Raw genomic sequence first — 17,272 nt, forward strand, 5'->3', positions numbered from 1 at the left:
TTGAACCAGTCAGGAAGAATAACGCAGGATATTCACCAAAGCCAGAACGACTCCGGTGTGAATCAGGCCAATGGCGGTTGTTGTGGGGTGAACGTGTAGACCAGATCCCAGACGCCATGCCCCAGCCGATGGCCGCGCCGCTCAAACTTGGTTTCCGGGCGGCCGGTATTGCTCGCCCAGACAGCCTCGCCCGCACTGTTGCTTAGCTCGGCATCGGCTTCCAGCACTTCCAGCATGTGCTCGGCATAGTTCTCCCAGTCGGTTGCCAGATGTATGTTGCCACCGGGTTTGATTTTCTGTTTGAGACGCTCAACGAAGCCCGGCTGGATCAACCGGCGCTTGTGATGCTTCTTCTTGTGCCATGGATCAGGGAAAAATATCTGCACTGTATCAATGCTTTGATCGGCGATGCAGTCGCGCAGAATCTCCACGGCATCATGGCAGTAAATGCGGAGGTTGGTGATGCCCTGCTGGTGAATCGTGTGCAGTAGTTTGCCAACACCGGGGCGATGTACCTCAATGCCAATAAAATTCTTTTCAGGACTTTCAACAGCCATCTGAGCCAGCGAGTCTCCCATGCCGAAACCGATTTCGACCACAAGCGGTGCCTGGCGTCCGAATGTCTGCATAAGGTCGAGAGGCGCTTTGGTGTCCTCAATGACATAGGAAGACCAGTAATTCTCAATCGCTTCTTTCTGGGCCGTGGTCAGACGTCCGGCGCGAATCACAAAGCTTCGCAGCGGGCGATGGTGAGCCGTGTCCGGCGTCTTTTCTGTCATGGGTGCGGGTCTGCTTATATTGTCGACAAGGGGATCAGAAAAACGTGCCATCTATCGGCGAGGAAGCGCTGGCATAGAGCTTTCGTGGCATCCGACCAGCCAGCCAGGCTTCGCGCCCGCTCTCCACGGCTTTGCGCATGGCGCTGGCCATCAGCACGGGATTGTTCGCCTCGGCAATGGCAGTGTTCATCAGCACGCCGTCACAGCCCAGCTCCATGGCAATGGTGGCGTCTGAGGGTGTGCCGACGCCGGCATCCACAATTATCGGCACTGTGGCGTTTTCCAGAATCATGCGGATGTTGTAGGGGTTTCGAATGCCCAGGCCGGAGCCGATTGGCGCACCCAGAGGCATGACGGCAATACAGCCGATTTCTTCCAGTCGTTTGGCAATCAGCGGGTCGTCGCTGGTGTAGACCATGACGTCGAAGCCGTCAGCAACCAGCTGCTCGGCGGCCGCCAGCGTTTCAGTAACATCCGGGTACAGAGTCTTCTGGTCGCCCAGCACTTCCAGTTTCACCAGTTTGTGCCCATCCAGCAGCTCGCGGGCCATGCGGCAGGTGCGCACCGCATCGGTGGCGGTGTAGCAGCCAGCCGTATTCGGCAGGATGGTGTAACGGTCAGGAGAAATGACTTCCAGCAGGTTTGGTTGATCCTTGTGCTGGCCAAGATTGACACGCCGGATCGCCACGGTGATCATTTCCGCGCCGCTGGCTTCCAGTGCCGCCAGATTCTCTTCAAAGCTTTTGTACTTGCCGCTGCCGATGATCAGGCGCGACTGGTAGGTTTTGCCGGCAAGTGTCAGTGGCTTGTCAGTATGGGACATAAAGCGTGGTTCCTCTGTGTTCAGCCGCCGCCGATGGCGTGCACAATTTCTATAATATCGCCGTCATGCAGCTGTGTTTCCCGGTGGCTGCTGCGCGGGACAATTTCACGATTGACTTCAACCGCCACGCGTCCGGTGGCCATATCCAGGTGCACCAGCAGATCCTGAATGGTGCAGGGTGCTGTGACGTCGATAGTGTCGCCATTAACTGTCAGCTTCATCAGCTGCGCCCCATTAGCATGGCAGCAGCCAGCAACAACCAGCCTGTCAGAAAAGCGACCCCGCCTATCGGCGTGATGGCGCCCAACCAGCGGATACCGCTCAGGCTGAGGATGTACAGGCTGCCGGAGAAGATGACAATACCAACCACGAAGGCCCAGCCGCTGGCGCGTAACAGGGTGGATTCACCGTACTGCATGCACAGCAGGCCAACACCAAACAGCGCCAGGGCGTGATACATATGGTACTGCACGCCAGTCTGAAAGACTGTCAGCAGATCCTCCGGTAACCGCGCCCGCAGGCCATGGGCGGCAAATGCGCCCAGCGCAACAGCAAGAAAACCATTGATGGCCGCGATGGCTACAAAGACTGCGGGCATGCTGACTCTCCAGGAAGAAAGACGTTTCAGTTAAACGCACATCCATGCGTCATAATAAAAAAGGCCGCTGTGATTAGCAGCGGCGCCTTTTTGCGTCGGGTTGGTAACGCAGGTGGCCGGTCAGGCGGTCAATACGCCCCGGACCTTGCTCATGGCATTCTGTTCAAGCTGGCGGATACGCTCTGCTGAGACATTATATCGCGCGGCCAGTTCGTGCAGTGTTGCCTTGGGTTCGTTCAGCCAGCGACTGGTGATGATGTCACGGCTACGCTCGTCCAGTTCGCTCATGGCCAGATGCAGGCTTTGAGTCTGACGCTCTTCCCACTCGTTTTCTTCCAGTTCGCGAGCCATATCGGAGCTGCTGTCTTCGAGGTAATACGCCGGCGACATGTAGGCGTCGTCATCATCGGCGTCCGGGTCTGCATCAAAGGCTTTGTCGTAGCCGCTCATGCGACCTTCCATCTGACGGACTACCGCAGCATCCACGCCCAGGTCATCGGCCACCGCCTGCGCTTCGTCATTGCTCAACCAGCCCAGGCTCTTTTTGGCGCTGCGCAGGTTAAAGAACAGTTTTCGCTGTGCCTTGGTGGTTGCGATTTTGACGATGCGCCAGTTACGCAGAATGAATTCGTGCATTTCGGCCTTGATCCAGTGCACGGCAAAGGATACCAGTCGTACACCCATTTCCGGGTTAAAGCGTTTTACGGCCTTCATCAGGCCCACATTGCCTTCCTGAATCAGATCCGCCTGGGACAGGCCGTAACCGGAATAGCTGCGAGCCAGGTGCACAACAAAACGCAGGTGCGCCAGTACCAGCTGGCGAGCCGCTTCAAGATTGTTCTCGTAGTAGTACTGGTTGGCCAGCTCGAGCTCCTGCTCGGCAGTCAGCACCGGGATGCTGTTAACAGACGCAACGTAGGCCGTAAGGTCACGCCCCGGGACGGCCGGGCCGACCAGTTGTAAACTTCTTCCTGTCGTCATATTCTCTGTACTCATATACGTTCAGTAGATCCTTGAGTAAATCCTGAGAGTCATCTGAATCAATGGCTGGATGATCGCACTGGCGTAGTGACCTGCAGTGGTAAAACGCTTGCGGCGATCACCTCGCCCTTGTCCGATCATCCTACTTCAGACCCTATTTTAGCACTATTTATTGCATGAGTGATGTCCCTATGTCCAGCCTCACATTAACACGCGCCATCCGTCTTGCCACACTGGGCATGGGCCTTGCCCTGTCGGCGGCAGCCTGCACACCAGAGTCAGGCGATACCCCCGCCAGTCAGGCGTCTGCTCCTGCCGAATCGGCAACTGTCGAGAGTTCACAGGCCGAGCTGGGTCTGGGCGTCAATCTCGATAACCTGGATCCTACGATGCGGCCCCAGGATGATTTCTACCGTTATGTGAATGGAGGTTGGGACGACCGCACTGAAATTCCAGCTGACCGTTCACGGTGGGGCAGTTTTGACGAATTACGCGAGACAGCCGAACAGCGCGTTCTCGACATCATTGCTGATGTAACCGCACCTGGTGGTGCGCAGACTGAAGAACAACAGAAAGTCGCCGACATTTACCAGTCTTTCATGAATCAGGCGCGTATCGAAGAGCTTGGTTTGCAGCCACTGCAGGATGACCTGGATGTTATCAGCGCCATCAGCAGTCATGAAGAGCTGATCGATTACTGGGCCCAGGCGCCGGCTGAAGGCCTGAATGCACCATTTGTATTTGGTGTAGGGCAGGACCAGCGTCAGTCAGATCAGTACATCACAACCATGTTCCAGGCTGGTCTGGGTATGCCGGACCGGGACTATTACCTCAGTGAGGATGCCCGTTTTGCCGAGATTCGCGCCTTGTACCGTGATTATATCGCCCAGTTGCTGGAGCTGGCCGGGCACGCCGATCCCGCGGGTGCCGCTGACCGCATAATCACGACAGAAACGCGACTGGCTGAGGTGCAGTGGACCCGCATCCAGAATCGCGATCGCAACGCCACCTATAACCGCATGACACCACAAGAGTTGAATCTGGCGGCTCCCGGTATTGACTGGCTACGCTATTTTTCAAGTTCAGATCTGCCTGAGATCGAGGCGCTGGTGGTTCGACAGCCTGCCTACCTGGAGGCCGTCGCCGATATGTATCAGGATGTCAGCATAGAAGCCTGGCGCGATTACCACACCTTCCAGCTGCTGAGTTCAGCCGCACCTTATCTGAGCGAAGATTTTGTGCAGGCACATTTTGACTTCTTTGGACAGGAACTGAGCGGCCAGCCAGAGCTGCGCGCCCGCGATCGACGCGCAGTTGACACCGTGCAGTCGCTGATGGGGTTTGCGGTTGGCAAAGTCTACGTGGAGCGGCACTTCCAGCAGGAGTCCAAGGACCGTATGGATGCGCTGGTGCGCAATCTGCTGGCGCAGTTTGAGGTGGCTATCAATGAACTGGAGTGGATGAGCGCCGAGACTAAAGTAGAGGCTCAGGACAAACTCTCCAAGCTCAATACAAAAATTGCCTACCCGGATGTCTGGCGTGATTATGAGTGCCTGGAAACGGCCGCTGACGATCTGGTTGGCAACATCATCCGCGCCACCCGCTGTGAATTCCAACGGGACATGGAGCGACTGGGTGGTGAGGTGGATCGCGACGAATGGTTCATGACACCGCAGACCGTCAACGCCTACTACTCGCCAACCATGAATGAAATCGTGTTCCCGGCGGGCATCCTGCAGCCGCCATTTTTTAACGTAGAGGCGGATGATGCCGTCAACTATGGCGCTATTGGCGCCGTGATCGGCCATGAGATCACTCACGCCTTTGACGACCAGGGGCGTCGTTCCGACGGAGAGGGCAACCTGCGCGACTGGTGGGAAGAAAGTGACGAAGAGCAGTTCACCGAGCGTGCCCAGCGCATGATCGATCAATATGACGCCTATGAACCAATCCCGGGTATGTTCATTCAGGGCGCTCTGTCACTGGGTGAGAATATCGCCGACCTGGGTGGTCTGACCGTTGCATTCCAGGCCTGGCAGCGCAGTCTGGAGGGCGAGCCGGCACCGGTTATCGAAGGATTTACCGGTGAGCAGCGTTTCTTCCTGGGCTATGGCCAGATATGGCGAACGCTGTTCCGTGACGAGGCAATGCGCCGCCAGCTGACGACCGGCCCACACTCACCAGGTATGTACCGCGTGCGGGGAACACTGTCCAATATGCCGGAATTCTATGAGGCATTTGGTGTTACCGAAGGTGATGGTATGTACCGTCCAGCAGCCGTTCGGGTCAAGATCTGGTAAGGGCACGCAGGTGGCGCGAAACAGAGAGTTTTGCGCCCAGCCACCCCAGGCCGGCGCTGCCCAGCAACAGGGCGGCGGCGCCGATACCACCCAGCCCGATAAGCTGATATTGCGGTCCGTAACTGGCCAGCAGGGTACTTGCCGACTCTCGCAGCAGTAGCAGCATGCATTGCAGCAGCAGCCAGGCTGCCATTCCCCCAAACAGTCCATACCAGAGCCCCATATAAAGAAAGGGTCGCGCCATATAGCTGCGTGTTGCCCCCATCAGATCCATGACACGGATCTCTGCCTGACGATTGGCAATCAGGGTGCGTATGCTGTTGCCGGTGATAAACAGCACTGCAAACGCCAGAATGATGACCAGTGTCATCACGGTACGATCAATCAGCCTCGAAATGCCAGCAAGCCGCTCCAGCCATCGTTGATCCACCTGAATCTGGTCGACTCCGCTTAGGCCATTCAGCAGCTCTTGCAGTGACACCAGTGTTCCGTCGTCAGCGCTGGTTGGCTGGACTACAAATGCAGCTGGCAGTGGGTTGTCGGCCAGGCTATCCAGCACATCACCCAGGCCCGACCAGCGCGCAAAGTCTTCCGCTGCCTGCTTGGAAGAAATGAAGCGCAGACTGCCGACCAGTTCACTGTTGTCCAGTGCCTCGCGGATCTCGCTGATGCTTTGCTCGCTAATGTCCGGCGCCAGGTATACCGTCAGTCGATTGGTTGCCTCGAGGCGGTCTGTAAACTGCCCCAGGTTACTGCCGGCCACGTACAGCAGAGCCGGTAGCAGTAAAGCGATGCCAATAACGGCCAGGGTCATCAGGGTCGCGACGGGTTGGGCCAGCATGCGGCGGATTGTATCGAGCGCGCAATCTCTGTGATTGCTGGCCCAGGCATTGATGCGGATACGACGATCGCGCTCGCGGCGCGCCCCTTTGGTGTTGGCAGGCCTGTTCATCCGGCAGTTGCCCCGCTGCGGCTGGGGTGGTGCTCGTCACGGATCAGCTGGCCGTGGTCCAGCGTCAGAATGCGATGTCGCAGCCTGGTGATCAAGGAAAGATCGTGACTGGCAATCAGCATGCTGACACCGATCTGATTGAACTGTTCAAACAGGGCCATGATTTCGGCGGCCAGTTGCGGGTCCAGGTTGCCGGTCGGCTCATCGGCCAGCAGTATCTGCGGGCGATTCACCACTGCGCGGGCGATGCCGATGCGTTGCTGCTCCCCGCCGGACAGAATCATGGGGTTGAGTTTTTCCTTGCTGAGCAGGCCGACCTTGTCCAGCGCGGCTCTGACTCGTCGCGCGGCCTCATGCTTGTCATAGCCGTCAATCTGCAGCGGCAGCGCGACGTTGTCGTATACGCTGCGGTCAAACAGGAGCTGGTGATCCTGGAACACCACACCGATGCGACGACGATAGTAAGGGATTTTGTTGGCAGGCAATCGGTGGATATTGCGGCCACCGACCAGAATCTGTCCCTGGTTCAGTGGCTCGGAAAGCATCAGAAGTTTCAGCAGGGTGCTTTTGCCAGCGCCCGATCGACCAGTCAGGAAAACCATTTCGCCGCGATCCATGTCGAACGAGACCTGCTTCAGGGCTTCGTGCCCGCCCGGGTATCGTTTACTGACATCATCGAAGCGAATCATTTAGCGTTCGACCGGACCAAACAGAGCTGCGACAAACTCGTCTGCGTCGAAGGGACGCAGGTCTTCAGCCTGCTCGCCAATGCCGATGAACCGGATCGGCAGCTGCATGGCCTTGGCAATGGCGAATACCATACCGCCTTTGGCCGTACCATCCAGCTTGGTCAGACAAAGGCCGGTCAGATTCACTGCGTCATTGAAGGCTTTTGCCTGACTGAGAGCGTTCTGGCCTGTGGTGGCATCCAGCACCAGCATGACTTCATGTGGAAGATCGGGATCCTGCTTCTTGAGGACCCGGACAATTTTCTCCAGTTCCTGCATCAGATTGGCTTTGTTGTGCAGGCGGCCCGCCGTGTCGGCAATCAGGACATCCATGCCGCGTGCCTTGGCAGACTGGTAGGCATCAAAGATGACTGACGCGCTGTCTGAGCCGGTTGCCTGCGCGACAACCGGTACCTTGTTGCGCTCGCCCCAGGCCTGCAGCTGCTCTACTGCTGCGGCGCGGAAGGTATCCCCGGCGGCCAGCATGACCCGGTGATTCTGGTCCTGAAAACGCCTGGCCAGTTTGCCAATGGTGGTGGTCTTGCCAACGCCATTCACGCCCACGATCAGAATGACATAGGGTTTCTTGCTGGTGTCGATGACCAGCGGTGCCGTGCAGGGATCCAGCAGCGCCCGCAACTCCGCACGCAGCTGGGTCATGAGTGCATCGGCGTCACTCAGCTGCTTGCGTTTCAGCCGCGCCGTCAGGGCGGAAATGACCTGTTCGGTTGCCTCGATGCCGACGTCTGCCGTCAGCAGCTGCATCTCGATGTCATCCAGCAGATCTGCATCAATTTCCTTGCGACCGCCCACCAGGCTGGCCAGGCCTTCAGCAAGGTTGTCGCGGGTGCGGCTCAACCCGAGACGCAGGCGGCCAAAAAAGCCTTCCGTCCTGGGCGGCTCGCCAGTGTCTTTTTTGCTGTTGGCAGCCGACTCTGCCCTTACTTTGGCTGCTGTCTCGGCCGCAGGTTCGATGTCGGGCTCAATGGCAGTTGAAACCGGCTTGTCGGCTTCATCACCGTTCTGCTTTCTGTCGTCGGCGTCTTTGGATTTCTTTCCAAAACCAAACATATGTACTTCCTGAAATGCGACTGTGTGCCATACACGGCAATTCGGTGTCTGACTAATTCTTGATTCGGAGCGGCAGCTCACCGCAGCGGGGCGCCTAGTTTAGCATCCCTGTGCACATCTGTGGGCTGAGTCAGTACAATGCAGGTTTAATTGCCTGCACCTGTAAGCGTGGAAACCCCGGTGCAGTGTGGGCTGACACTGAAATGGAATAGCAGATAATGGTTCGGCAATTCGGCGGTAAACAGAGGGCACGAGGACCCAGTGTAAATGGCACGGGGTCGCTGCGCATCATTGCTGGTGTCTGGCGGGGGCGTCGTATCACGTTTGCTGATGCGCCGGGATTGCGGCCGACGCCTGACCGGGTTCGGGAGACTGTATTCAACTGGCTTCAGGCGCTGGTGTCCGCGGAAGATTGCCTGGACCTGTATGCTGGCAGCGGTGCCTGCGGGTTGGAGGCGTTATCACGGGGTGCTCGCTCGGTCACCTTCGTGGATGCCGCCCGTGTAGCAACCGATACGATCCGCCAGCATCTGGCCACGCTGGAAACTGCGCCCGGTTTCGAGGGTCGCTATCAACTCGTTAACGCGCGTGCCGAGCAATGGCTGGTGACACAGTCTGCTGCAGCGCAAGGCACCAGTTTCGGGCTAGTGTTTCTGGATCCCCCGTTTGCGGATAACGTGCTGGTCGCGCAGTGCCAGGCGCTGGAGCAATCAGGGCTGTTGAAACCCGTCAGCCATGTATACCTTGAGTCTGGCGATCCATTGCCCGCGCCCGGCATCACGGAGCAGTTTCCGGAGAACTGGCAGCTGACTAAAAGCGGTCGTGCCGGAGCTGTGCATTTTGGCCTGTATCGGCGGGAGGCACCGTGAGTCCGCTTAATGTCAGAGAGCCACTGCAGTCTTCAGATCAACGTATCGACCTTGGCGATGAGTATCAGTCACCCTGGTGGTTGCCGGGCGGTCACCTGCAGACTGTCTGGCGAAAATTCGGCGCTCAGCCGCCGCTGTCCCGGCGTCGCCAGCGTATTGAGCTGAATGACGGCGATTTCATCGATGTCGATATCGCCGAGCCGCAGCCGGGGACCGTCGGCAGGTATGCAGGTGATCTGCCGCTGGTTTTGTTGCTGCACGGACTGGCAGGTTGCTCTGGTTCTCCTTACATTCTGGCCATGCAGGCGCTTTTGCAGCAACAGGGAATTCGCAGTGTTGCCATGAATCTGCGTGGCTGCAGTGGCGAATTCAATCGCCTGCCGCAGGCTTACCACTCTGGTTGCTCGGACGATGTGGAGCAAGTGGTTACTACGCTGTTGGATCACGAAAATAATGATTGTCGGATCTGTGTTATCGGATACTCACTGGGTGCCAATGTGTTGATCAAATGGGCGAGCGAGACCCCTCTAGCATCGCGTCTGCAGGGGATGGTCAGCGTGTCCAATCCGTTCTCACTTGATACCTGCTGTAGGCGCATGGACTCGGGTCTGGCGAGTCTCTATGGACGATACTTTCTACGCCGCCTGCGCAGAGACCTGATTGCCAAGTATGAACACTTTAAGGCTCAGGGCTATCATGAACACACTGCACAGATAGATGCTCTGGGCGATCTGTCACAGTTGACGACCCTGCGTGAATTTGATGATGCGGTGACTGCGCCGCTGCACGGTTTTGACGGCGCAGAGGATTATTATGCGCGCTGCAGCAGTCGCCAGTTCCTGACGCGGATCAAAGCTCCCGTATTGCTGGTGCATGGTTTGAATGACCCGATTATCCCTCCCCAGGCGCTGCCGGATCCGCACGAACTGCCCGTCGGTGCTATGTGGGATCTGCATCCCGCCGGCGGACATGTAGGATTTGCGGTGAATCGACAGAAAGACTGGCTGGAGCGGCGCGTACTGCGATTCATTGAGCTGACATAAGTTGATACGTGGTGTACCTTATCGTCTCCATTACAGGTCGCCTTCTGAATAAGGCAGACGCAACAGGACCCGTGTCTGTATGAAAACAGCCGTTTACCCAGGAACCTTCAATCCAATCACCAATGGACACACTGATCTGGTCGAGAGAGCCTCGCGCCTGTTCGATCACGTGATTGTCGCGATTGGCGTAAACAAACAGAAAAGCACGTCACTGTCGACTGAGCGGCGGGTGGAACTGGCCCGCAAGGTGCTGGGGCATCTCGATAATGTCGAAGTATGCTCGTTTGACACACTTCTGATCGACTTTGTCCGCGAACGTGGTGCCAAAGTCATCCTGAGGGGGCTGCGCACAGTGGCGGATTTTGAGTACGAATTTCAACTGGTGGGCATGAACCGGGCACTGGATCCCAAGATCGAGACCATTTTCCTCGCCCCGGAGGAACACCTGTCCTACATTTCATCAACGCTGGTGCGCGAAATCGCGTCATACGGTGGTGATATTTCCCGCTTTGTACACCCGCTTGTCAATGAGGCGATGATCCAGCATCTTGCCGAGCAGTCCCGCTAGCGCTGGCATCGACGGCAGAACACAGTGCTGCGCTGACCGACCCGCAGTTCGGTGAGTGTCCCGCCGCAAACCAGACAGGGCTGTCCGCCGCGGCCGTAGACATTCAGGGACTGGCGAAAATAGCCTGGTTGTCCGTCCCCACCCACGAAGTCCCGCAGCGTCGTGCCGCCAACCTCAATTGCTCTGGCGATCACCAGCTTGATTTGTTCGGCCAGACGATCGCATCGCATTCGCGATAACTTGCCAGCCTCGGTCAATGGTCGTATTCCCGCCAGAAACAACGCTTCGTTGGCGTAGATGTTGCCCACCCCCACAACAACCTGACTGTCCATAATAAAGCTCTTGAGAGGAACCTTTCGGCCGCGGCTGCGTCTGTATAAATAGGCCCCGTCGAAATTTATTGACAGTGGTTCGGGTCCAAGATGGCTCAGCAGTGCGTGTTGCATTGGGTCGTCTGCGGTCCACAACATGGCACCAAAGCGTCGAGGATCGTGGTAGCGAACTGCAATGCCGTGTTCGAAAATCAGGTCTATGTGATCGTGGACACGCGGTGGTTCCTGGGGATCAACTATTCTGAGGCTGCCTGACATACCCAGATGCACAAGCAAAGTTCCCGCATCGGTATGAATCATCAGGTACTTGCCACGCCGTGAGGTGTGGGTGATCTGAAGTCCTGGCAGGACAGTGGTGATCTGTTCAGAAACAGGCCAGCGTAAACGATTCTGACGCACTACCGTGCGAATCACGCGGCGCCCACTGATGTGGGGATCGATGCCGCGGCGGCTTGTTTCAACTTCGGGCAACTCGGGCATGATGTCTACACTTGCAAATTTGACGGGACATTATAGAGTTAAGTCAGGCTTAGTCCACCGAACGCCCAACAATAAGAAACGGAGTGCATCATGGCTCACCGATATGGCTCAAAAGGTGTATTGTTAGTCGCGCTGGGCATCTGCATGCCTGGTCTTGCAGTTGCTCAGGACGAGGTCGATGCAGGACTGGCACTGGTGTCCGATCATGAACAGATGATGGCTCGCGTGGAGCAGCTGCAACAGGAGGTGTCGAATCGCGAGTTGCCAGGCAACAGCTGGAATGCAGATGTTGCAGAGGCCCTGATTACGCTCGGGCAGGCATTGCAGGAAGCCAACGATCATCAGACAGCGCTGGAACACCTGGAGCGCTCGGTTCACATCAACAGAATCAATCACGGTCTGTTCAGTCTGCAGCAGGTACCGGCGCTGACGCTGCAAATCAAAAGTCACGAGGCGCTGGGTCAGTGGGAAGATGCGGATGGCCTGCGCCAGTATGTTTTTTATGTGCAGAGCAAGTCTCATATAAACAACAACCCGGAACTTATACCCGCCCTGGTTGACTACGCGAACTGGCACCTTGATGCATTCGCTGACCGGCGCGGCACCGAACCTACCACGCGATTACTGGATGCTTACCAGTTGTACGCTGTGGCGCTGAGCACCATCGAGAAGCAGCCAAACCCTGAGGCGTATCCGAAAGAGGAATACCTGCAACAGCTGGCATTCATTTCGTGGCTGATGCATCAGACTCGCACACTCAGCCGAATGGAGCTGCTGTATCACGAAGAGCGCAAAGTAGATGACAGCTGGGCTGATCTGCGGACTGACAAGCAATACCATGGCCGCAACAACGCCTATCTGCGCGGGGAGCTGGCGCTGCAACAGATCATCGATATCAAAGCCGCTCATCTTGCCGAGGCAGATCCTGGTTCTGCCGTTCATGATGAGCTGTTGAAGCAGTACGTAGAGTCAATGCTGGACCTGGCAGACTGGAATTTGTTGTTTGAGCGACGCAATGGCGCGTCCCGTCAGTATGAGGCGGCCTGGGATGTCCTCGCAGACACGAACCCTGAGCTGGTTTCCGAGGTCTTTGATCGTGTTGTGCTGCTGCCGCGCTTTGAGCCGCGCGTCGGGCCCTCGCAGTCCCAGCCGCAGCAGGCAACAAGCAGCGTGGCGGCAGCAACAAGCAGCTATGCGTCGACCTCATTCGCGCCCACCTACAATGACGTGGTGGAAGACCGCATCGCGCAGCAGGACGAATTCGGCTACGTCACAATCGAATTCGACATTAATCGTTTTGGTCGTGCCACCAACATCTCCTTGCTGGAGTCAGATGCCAGCGACGCGGATGACGAGATCAGTCGCAGAATGGTCAACGCCCTGCGCTATAGTAAGTTGCGCCCGCGCATCCGGGACGGCAAGGCCATCTCTGTCGAGGGACTGGTCTATCGTTTCCCATACGAGATAGCAAGTGACGAGGCTGCTGCGCAATAATGGTGACAAGGCTCAGGTCTATTTAATAGTGCCTGACGATACACGTACGTCCAACTGCCTGACATGGCTGGAGTTGTAGAAGATGGACAGAACGGTGATTAAGACATTGACGACGCTTGCAGCGGCAGCATTGATTCTGAGCGCCTGCGAAACCACGCAGCAGACCCAATCGAGCATGCCGCAGATGCCCTCGATGCCATCGAGCAGTTCTTCCATGCCTTCTTCCAGTAGTTCCAGCGGTTCAAGCGGTTCCAGTGGGCCATCAATGCCTTCTTCAGGAGGTTCCAGCGGTTCCAGCAGTGCCTCGATGCCTTCAGGTGGTTCCAGTGGTTCAAGCGGATCTTCCATGCCCTCAATGCCGTCCGGCGGCGCCAGCGGCGGTGGCAGTGCCTCAATGCCCTCGGGCACAGCTGGAACATCAGGTGCCTCGTCGTCCTCCGGCTTGCCTGATTTTTCCAGCGGACGCCGCCCGGCATCGTCAGGCGGCAGTTTTCCCGGCGGACAGACTGCCGGTGGGGGTCAGGCCAGTGCCGGCGGCCAGGCAGGTTCAAGTCAGGGCGGAACCTCAGGACAGGGCAGCGGCCAGAGTGGCAGCGGGCCAACCTTCCAGGTGGGCACCAGTGGTATGGGTTTTCCTGACGTAATTGGTGGTTCCATGCCCGGCGGTGGCAGCAGCGCTGGCGGCAGCATGCCCGGTGCGTCCTCAGGCAGTGGTATGCCAGGATCAGGCTCAATGCCGGGCTCAGGCAGTATGCCTGGCGCAGGTTCAATGCCGGGTTCCGGCAGTATGCCAGGTTCCGGTTCAATGCCAGGTTCCGGCACTATGCCGGGTTCGGGGTCCATGCCAGGTGGAGTTGCAGGATCAGGCAGTAGCGGCACCAGTGGTGGCATGGGCACAGGTACCATCGCCGGCGGTGGCACCGGCAGTCGTGCAGGTTCGGGGACCGGCGCGGGCACTGTGAGTGGCACCGGACAGGGCGCAGGAACCGGCAGCAACCCGGGTTCCGGGGGTGGCACCGGCAGTTATGGTAGTGGCTCGGGAGGCTACGGCAGCGGGACAATGACTGCCAGTGAGCGAGTCGCTGTGCTCGACGGTCAGCTGGGCAGCGCCTATGAAGATTTTGACGGCATGATTCTGGCTGAGCGCGGGCGCGCTCAAAGACAAAGCAACGAAGCAGGCGCTGATCCTGCCGGCCTGTATGACGAAGGTGGGCAGGGCGCTGGCGGCGGCTCGCAGACCGGGCCTGGTGGCGGGGGACTGCCAGGTGTGGTTGCAGCCGGGCAAGGCAGCATTACAGAGGGACAGGGTGGTGTGATCGCCTCGAATGGCGGCGGCCAGGGTCCGCAGTCGGGAGGCTCCGGCGGATCGGTTGGTGGTCTGAACGGTGGCAGTGCGGGGGAGCAGGGTGAATATCCAATTCCTGACGATATACCCCCCACTGACCGTGGCGACGATGTGGTCGCGCGTCAGATTCGCGAGGCCGCGATGCGGGAGCCCGATCCGGAATTGCGCGAGGCGTTGTGGGATGAATATCGCCGCTACACAGGTATCGGCGAATAAGGGGAGAGGTAACAGCAATGCGAGCACTGAAGTCCGTTATGGCGCTTGGCGCAGTCATGATGCTGGCGCTAACTGGTTGTGCGACCACATCAGTCAAATCCACTGAGTTTGTCCCGATTGAGCAGGGCGTGCTCCCCGCCGACGACAACCTGATCATGGATGTCGCTGTCAGGGTTTTCGACCCCGGTATTGATGAAGTGGAAGAAGATGAACTCGACCGGACCAACTTTGAGATCCGCCGTGCCGAATCACGTTACGCGCCGTATTTGATGGCTGAGACACTGCAACGCTCCGGCAACTGGGGCGTGGTGCGTGTTGTGCCCACTGAGCGCAGCGTCATGGATGTCATTGTCGAGGGCCAGCTGCTGCTGTCTAACGGCGAAGGCATGATCATTGATGTCACGGTGACAGATGCGACCGGCCGGCAGTGGTACAGCCGCGAGTACGAAGAGCACATCAGCCAGTACAACTACGATCCCACGCAGCGGCAGTCACATGACCCCTTCCAGGTGATCTACAACACTATTGCCAATGACATGCTCGAGTTCCGGCGCCAGAACCTGAGTGCCGAAGAAATTCGCAATATACGCACAGTGGCCGAGTTGAAGTTTGCCGCCGAGTTTGCCCCCGAGATCTACGGTGACTATCTGGCGACTGATGAGCGCGGCATCACACGTCCGGTCCGGCTGCCAGCCGACAACGACCCAAACATGGCGCGTATCCGCGACATCCGTGAGAGGGACAATCTCTTTGTTGACACAATTCAGGACTACTATGCCACTTACGTGCGCGAGATGCGTGGCCCATACGATGCCTGGCGTGAAGTCAGTTACCGGGAAACGCTGGCGCTGGAAGAAACCGAACGCTCTGCACGACGTCGCTTTCTGCTGGGTGCCGCTGCCATAGCCGGTGGTATTGCGGGGGTCAGCCAGAACAGCGCTGCGGCCCAGACAGCCGGCATCGTTGGCGTGGGTGCAGGAGCCTATCTGGTTCGTAGTGGTTTTGATCGCTCAGCCGAGGCCAGCATGCACATTGCGGCCTTGCAGGAGATTGGTGAATCGCTGCAGAATGAAGTGGCACCCAAGGTGATCGAACTGGACGACCGCACTGTGATGCTGAATGGCACTGTTGAAGAGCAATATGAACAGTGGCAGGACATCCTGATGGAGATTTATCGAACGGAGACAGGCGGGATCTGATGGCAGTAACGAACAAGGATAGAATTTCCCCCTGGGTGTGGGTCGCTCTTGCAGTCCTGTTCCTCCTGGCACTTGCCGTTATTTTTGTTCTACCCAGAGTTGTCGAACAGTACGAGCTGCCGCTGACCGCGCGAGTGGAGCAGACGGCTGCTCCTGCGCCCGCCAACGCCCCGTCACGTCCTGCCGGAACCAATGTTTCCCCCTTCGAGGAAGCGCAGCTGGCGCGACAGCGCCGCGAAGCGCAGGACATTCTGGCTGAATTACTGCGCAAACAATCCGAACTCGAAATGCTGGGCGTCGAACAATGGGCGCCAGACCGCTTTGCATCCGCTCTGACAACGGCTCAGGAAGGCGATACCTTCTACCGAAACGGCGAATTTGACGCGGCGACCCAGTCGTATCAGCAGGGTGATCAAGCGCTGGATGCGCTGCTGGAACAGGTCGATGATGAATTCGCGCGAGCGATGGAAGCCGGCAATGCTGCGCTGGCCGCCGTTGATTCAGGCACTGCCCGCGAACAATTCACCCTGGCCGCAACCCTGGATCCAACCAGTGAAGAAGCTGACCAGGGCCTGCGTCGTGCTGAAACGCTGGATGAAGTCCGTGGCCTGCTGGACCAGGGAATTGCCCTGCAGCAACAGGGTGATCTGACGGGTGCTCAGGATTTGTTTGAACAGGCCATCGCGCTGGACCCGCTGCATCAGGAGGCAGACAGTCTGTTGGCAGACAACCAGCAGCGCCAGACGGATGCCCGCTTTACGGCCATCATGTCAGAAGGTTTTGCCTATCTTGAGAACGACCAAGCTGATGCCGCGATCGCGGCCTTTGAGCGTGCCCTGCAGGTCAGGCCCGGATCAGAACAGGCCGCCGAAGCCATTCGCCAGACTCGTGAAGAATTGACACTGGATTCAATTGCGCGACTGCGCAGCCAGGCCGAAACTGCCGAAGAGAATGAACAATGGCAGCAGGCCATTGATCTCTACACGCAGGCGCTGGCACTGGATGCCAACCTGGTGTTCGCCACCGAAGGTAAGGATTATTCAGAGCGTCGTCTGCAACTTGATGTGCTGCTGCAGACGAACCTGGACGAACCACTGCGTCTTTCTGATCCGGCAGCGCACCAGGAAGCCATAGATGTGTATCGCATTGCATCCGAATTGGCGGCTGATCTGCGCGCCGACGGCGTGGATCCTGGTGAGCGCCTGGAGGCACAGATTGAGCAGACCGGCCAGCTACTCGACATGATGCAGGAGCAGCATCCGGTCACTCTGGTATCTGATAATGCGACCGCTGTGACGATCTACCAGATTGGTGAGCTCGGTACATTTCAACAGACCTCGGTAATGCTTCGCCCGGGCCGCTATGTGGCTGTGGGTACCCGCCCCGGATACCGTGATGTCAGACAGGAATTTGTTGTAGGATTTGGACAGGCACCTGGCACGGTCACCGTCAATATTCAGTGCAACGAGCAGGTCGCAGGCACTTAGCGAGCGT

General features: G+C 57.8%; 18 protein-coding genes. 8 read left to right on the plus strand and 10 right to left on the minus strand.

What is annotated here, in order from left to right:
* Window positions 1–62: 62 nt before the first annotated feature.
* From trmB to rpoH, 5 genes are all read right to left on the minus strand, one after another.
* Window positions 63–779, minus strand: coding sequence for a tRNA (guanosine(46)-N7)-methyltransferase TrmB (trmB, locus tag QGM61_RS11135; protein ID WP_237132659.1), 717 nt, complete (start codon window positions 777–779; stop codon window positions 63–65).
* Window positions 780–813: 34 nt separating this feature from the next.
* Window positions 814–1,602, minus strand: coding sequence for a thiazole synthase (locus QGM61_RS11140; protein ID WP_281133025.1), 789 nt, complete (start codon window positions 1,600–1,602; stop codon window positions 814–816).
* A 20-nt stretch (window positions 1,603–1,622) separates the two neighbouring features.
* Entirely contained in the window at window positions 1,623–1,823 is a 201-nt protein-coding gene (thiS, locus tag QGM61_RS11145; RefSeq protein ID WP_237132661.1) for a sulfur carrier protein ThiS, read from the minus strand.
* Window positions 1,823–2,200: a DUF423 domain-containing protein gene (locus QGM61_RS11150; protein WP_237132662.1), complete on the minus strand. Its 378-nt coding sequence runs from the start codon at window positions 2,198–2,200 to the stop codon at window positions 1,823–1,825. Before QGM61_RS11150 ends, thiS begins: the two co-directional genes overlap by 1 nt.
* Window positions 2,201–2,320: 120 nt before the next feature.
* Entirely contained in the window at window positions 2,321–3,181 is an 861-nt protein-coding gene (gene rpoH / locus QGM61_RS11155; protein WP_237133411.1) for an RNA polymerase sigma factor RpoH, read from the minus strand.
* A 191-nt stretch (window positions 3,182–3,372) separates the two neighbouring features.
* Here rpoH and QGM61_RS11160 point away from each other — a divergent pair, with 191 nt between their 5' ends.
* Window positions 3,373–5,481: a M13 family metallopeptidase gene (locus tag QGM61_RS11160; RefSeq protein WP_237132663.1), complete on the plus strand. Its 2,109-nt coding sequence runs from the start codon at window positions 3,373–3,375 to the stop codon at window positions 5,479–5,481.
* On the opposite strand, the gene ftsX is transcribed toward QGM61_RS11160, so the two are convergent.
* The 3 genes from ftsX to ftsY are packed head-to-tail and all read right to left on the minus strand — an operon-like array spanning window position 5,468 to window position 8,232.
* Entirely contained in the window at window positions 5,468–6,433 is a 966-nt protein-coding gene (ftsX, locus tag QGM61_RS11165; protein WP_281133026.1) for a permease-like cell division protein FtsX, read from the minus strand. The two genes, QGM61_RS11160 and ftsX, sit on opposite strands and share 14 nt — an antisense overlap.
* Window positions 6,430–7,122 (minus strand): cell division ATP-binding protein FtsE, encoded by a 693-nt coding sequence (gene ftsE, locus QGM61_RS11170; RefSeq protein ID WP_281133027.1) that lies wholly within the window; start codon window positions 7,120–7,122, stop codon window positions 6,430–6,432. Before ftsE ends, ftsX begins: the two co-directional genes overlap by 4 nt.
* Window positions 7,123–8,232 carry a signal recognition particle-docking protein FtsY gene (gene ftsY / locus QGM61_RS11175; protein WP_281133028.1) on the minus strand — a complete coding sequence of 370 codons (1,110 nt, stop codon included), beginning with the start codon at window positions 8,230–8,232 and terminating at the stop codon, window positions 7,123–7,125.
* 218 nt (window positions 8,233–8,450) lie between these two features.
* On the opposite strand from ftsY, the gene rsmD reads away from it, so the two are divergent.
* From rsmD to coaD, 3 genes are all read left to right on the plus strand, one after another.
* Window positions 8,451–9,101, plus strand: a complete 651-nt coding sequence (gene rsmD / locus QGM61_RS11180; protein WP_281133029.1) for a 16S rRNA (guanine(966)-N(2))-methyltransferase RsmD — start codon at window positions 8,451–8,453, stop codon at window positions 9,099–9,101.
* Window positions 9,098–10,144 carry a YheT family hydrolase gene (locus QGM61_RS11185; RefSeq protein ID WP_281133030.1) on the plus strand — a complete coding sequence of 349 codons (1,047 nt, stop codon included), beginning with the start codon at window positions 9,098–9,100 and terminating at the stop codon, window positions 10,142–10,144. The genes rsmD and QGM61_RS11185 overlap by 4 nt, the downstream gene beginning before the upstream one ends.
* Before the next feature lie 79 nt (window positions 10,145–10,223).
* Window positions 10,224–10,712: a pantetheine-phosphate adenylyltransferase gene (coaD, locus tag QGM61_RS11190; RefSeq protein WP_237132669.1), complete on the plus strand. Its 489-nt coding sequence runs from the start codon at window positions 10,224–10,226 to the stop codon at window positions 10,710–10,712.
* Here the strand turns inward: coaD and mutM are convergent.
* On the minus strand, window positions 10,709–11,524 hold the full coding sequence (gene mutM / locus QGM61_RS11195; protein WP_281133031.1) for a bifunctional DNA-formamidopyrimidine glycosylase/DNA-(apurinic or apyrimidinic site) lyase: 816 nt from the start codon (window positions 11,522–11,524) through the stop codon (window positions 10,709–10,711). The two genes, coaD and mutM, sit on opposite strands and share 4 nt — an antisense overlap.
* 90 nt (window positions 11,525–11,614) lie before the next feature.
* Between mutM and QGM61_RS11200 the strand changes: the two genes are divergently transcribed.
* Window positions 11,615–13,018 (plus strand): hypothetical protein, encoded by a 1,404-nt coding sequence (locus QGM61_RS11200; RefSeq protein WP_281133032.1) that lies wholly within the window; start codon window positions 11,615–11,617, stop codon window positions 13,016–13,018.
* A gap of 18 nt (window positions 13,019–13,036) precedes the next feature.
* On the opposite strand, the gene QGM61_RS11205 is transcribed toward QGM61_RS11200, so the two are convergent.
* On the minus strand, window positions 13,037–13,426 hold the full coding sequence (locus QGM61_RS11205) for a hypothetical protein (RefSeq protein WP_281133033.1): 390 nt from the start codon (window positions 13,424–13,426) through the stop codon (window positions 13,037–13,039).
* On the opposite strand from QGM61_RS11205, the gene QGM61_RS11210 reads away from it, so the two are divergent.
* From QGM61_RS11210 to QGM61_RS11220, 3 genes are read left to right on the plus strand one after another with little or no spacing between them, the layout of a single operon-like run.
* Window positions 13,413–14,579: a hypothetical protein gene (locus tag QGM61_RS11210; protein WP_281133034.1), complete on the plus strand. Its 1,167-nt coding sequence runs from the start codon at window positions 13,413–13,415 to the stop codon at window positions 14,577–14,579. The two genes, QGM61_RS11205 and QGM61_RS11210, sit on opposite strands and share 14 nt — an antisense overlap.
* Window positions 14,580–14,596: 17 nt before the next feature.
* Window positions 14,597–15,778, plus strand: coding sequence for a hypothetical protein (locus QGM61_RS11215; protein ID WP_237132674.1), 1,182 nt, complete (start codon window positions 14,597–14,599; stop codon window positions 15,776–15,778).
* Window positions 15,778–17,265 (plus strand): hypothetical protein, encoded by a 1,488-nt coding sequence (locus tag QGM61_RS11220; protein WP_237132675.1) that lies wholly within the window; start codon window positions 15,778–15,780, stop codon window positions 17,263–17,265. The genes QGM61_RS11215 and QGM61_RS11220 overlap by 1 nt, the downstream gene beginning before the upstream one ends.
* Window positions 17,266–17,272: the final 7 nt, after the last annotated feature.

This window comes from Pseudohongiella sp. SYSU M77423, from assembly GCF_029911965.1.
Lineage (GTDB): Bacteria > Pseudomonadota > Gammaproteobacteria > Pseudomonadales > Pseudohongiellaceae > Pseudohongiella.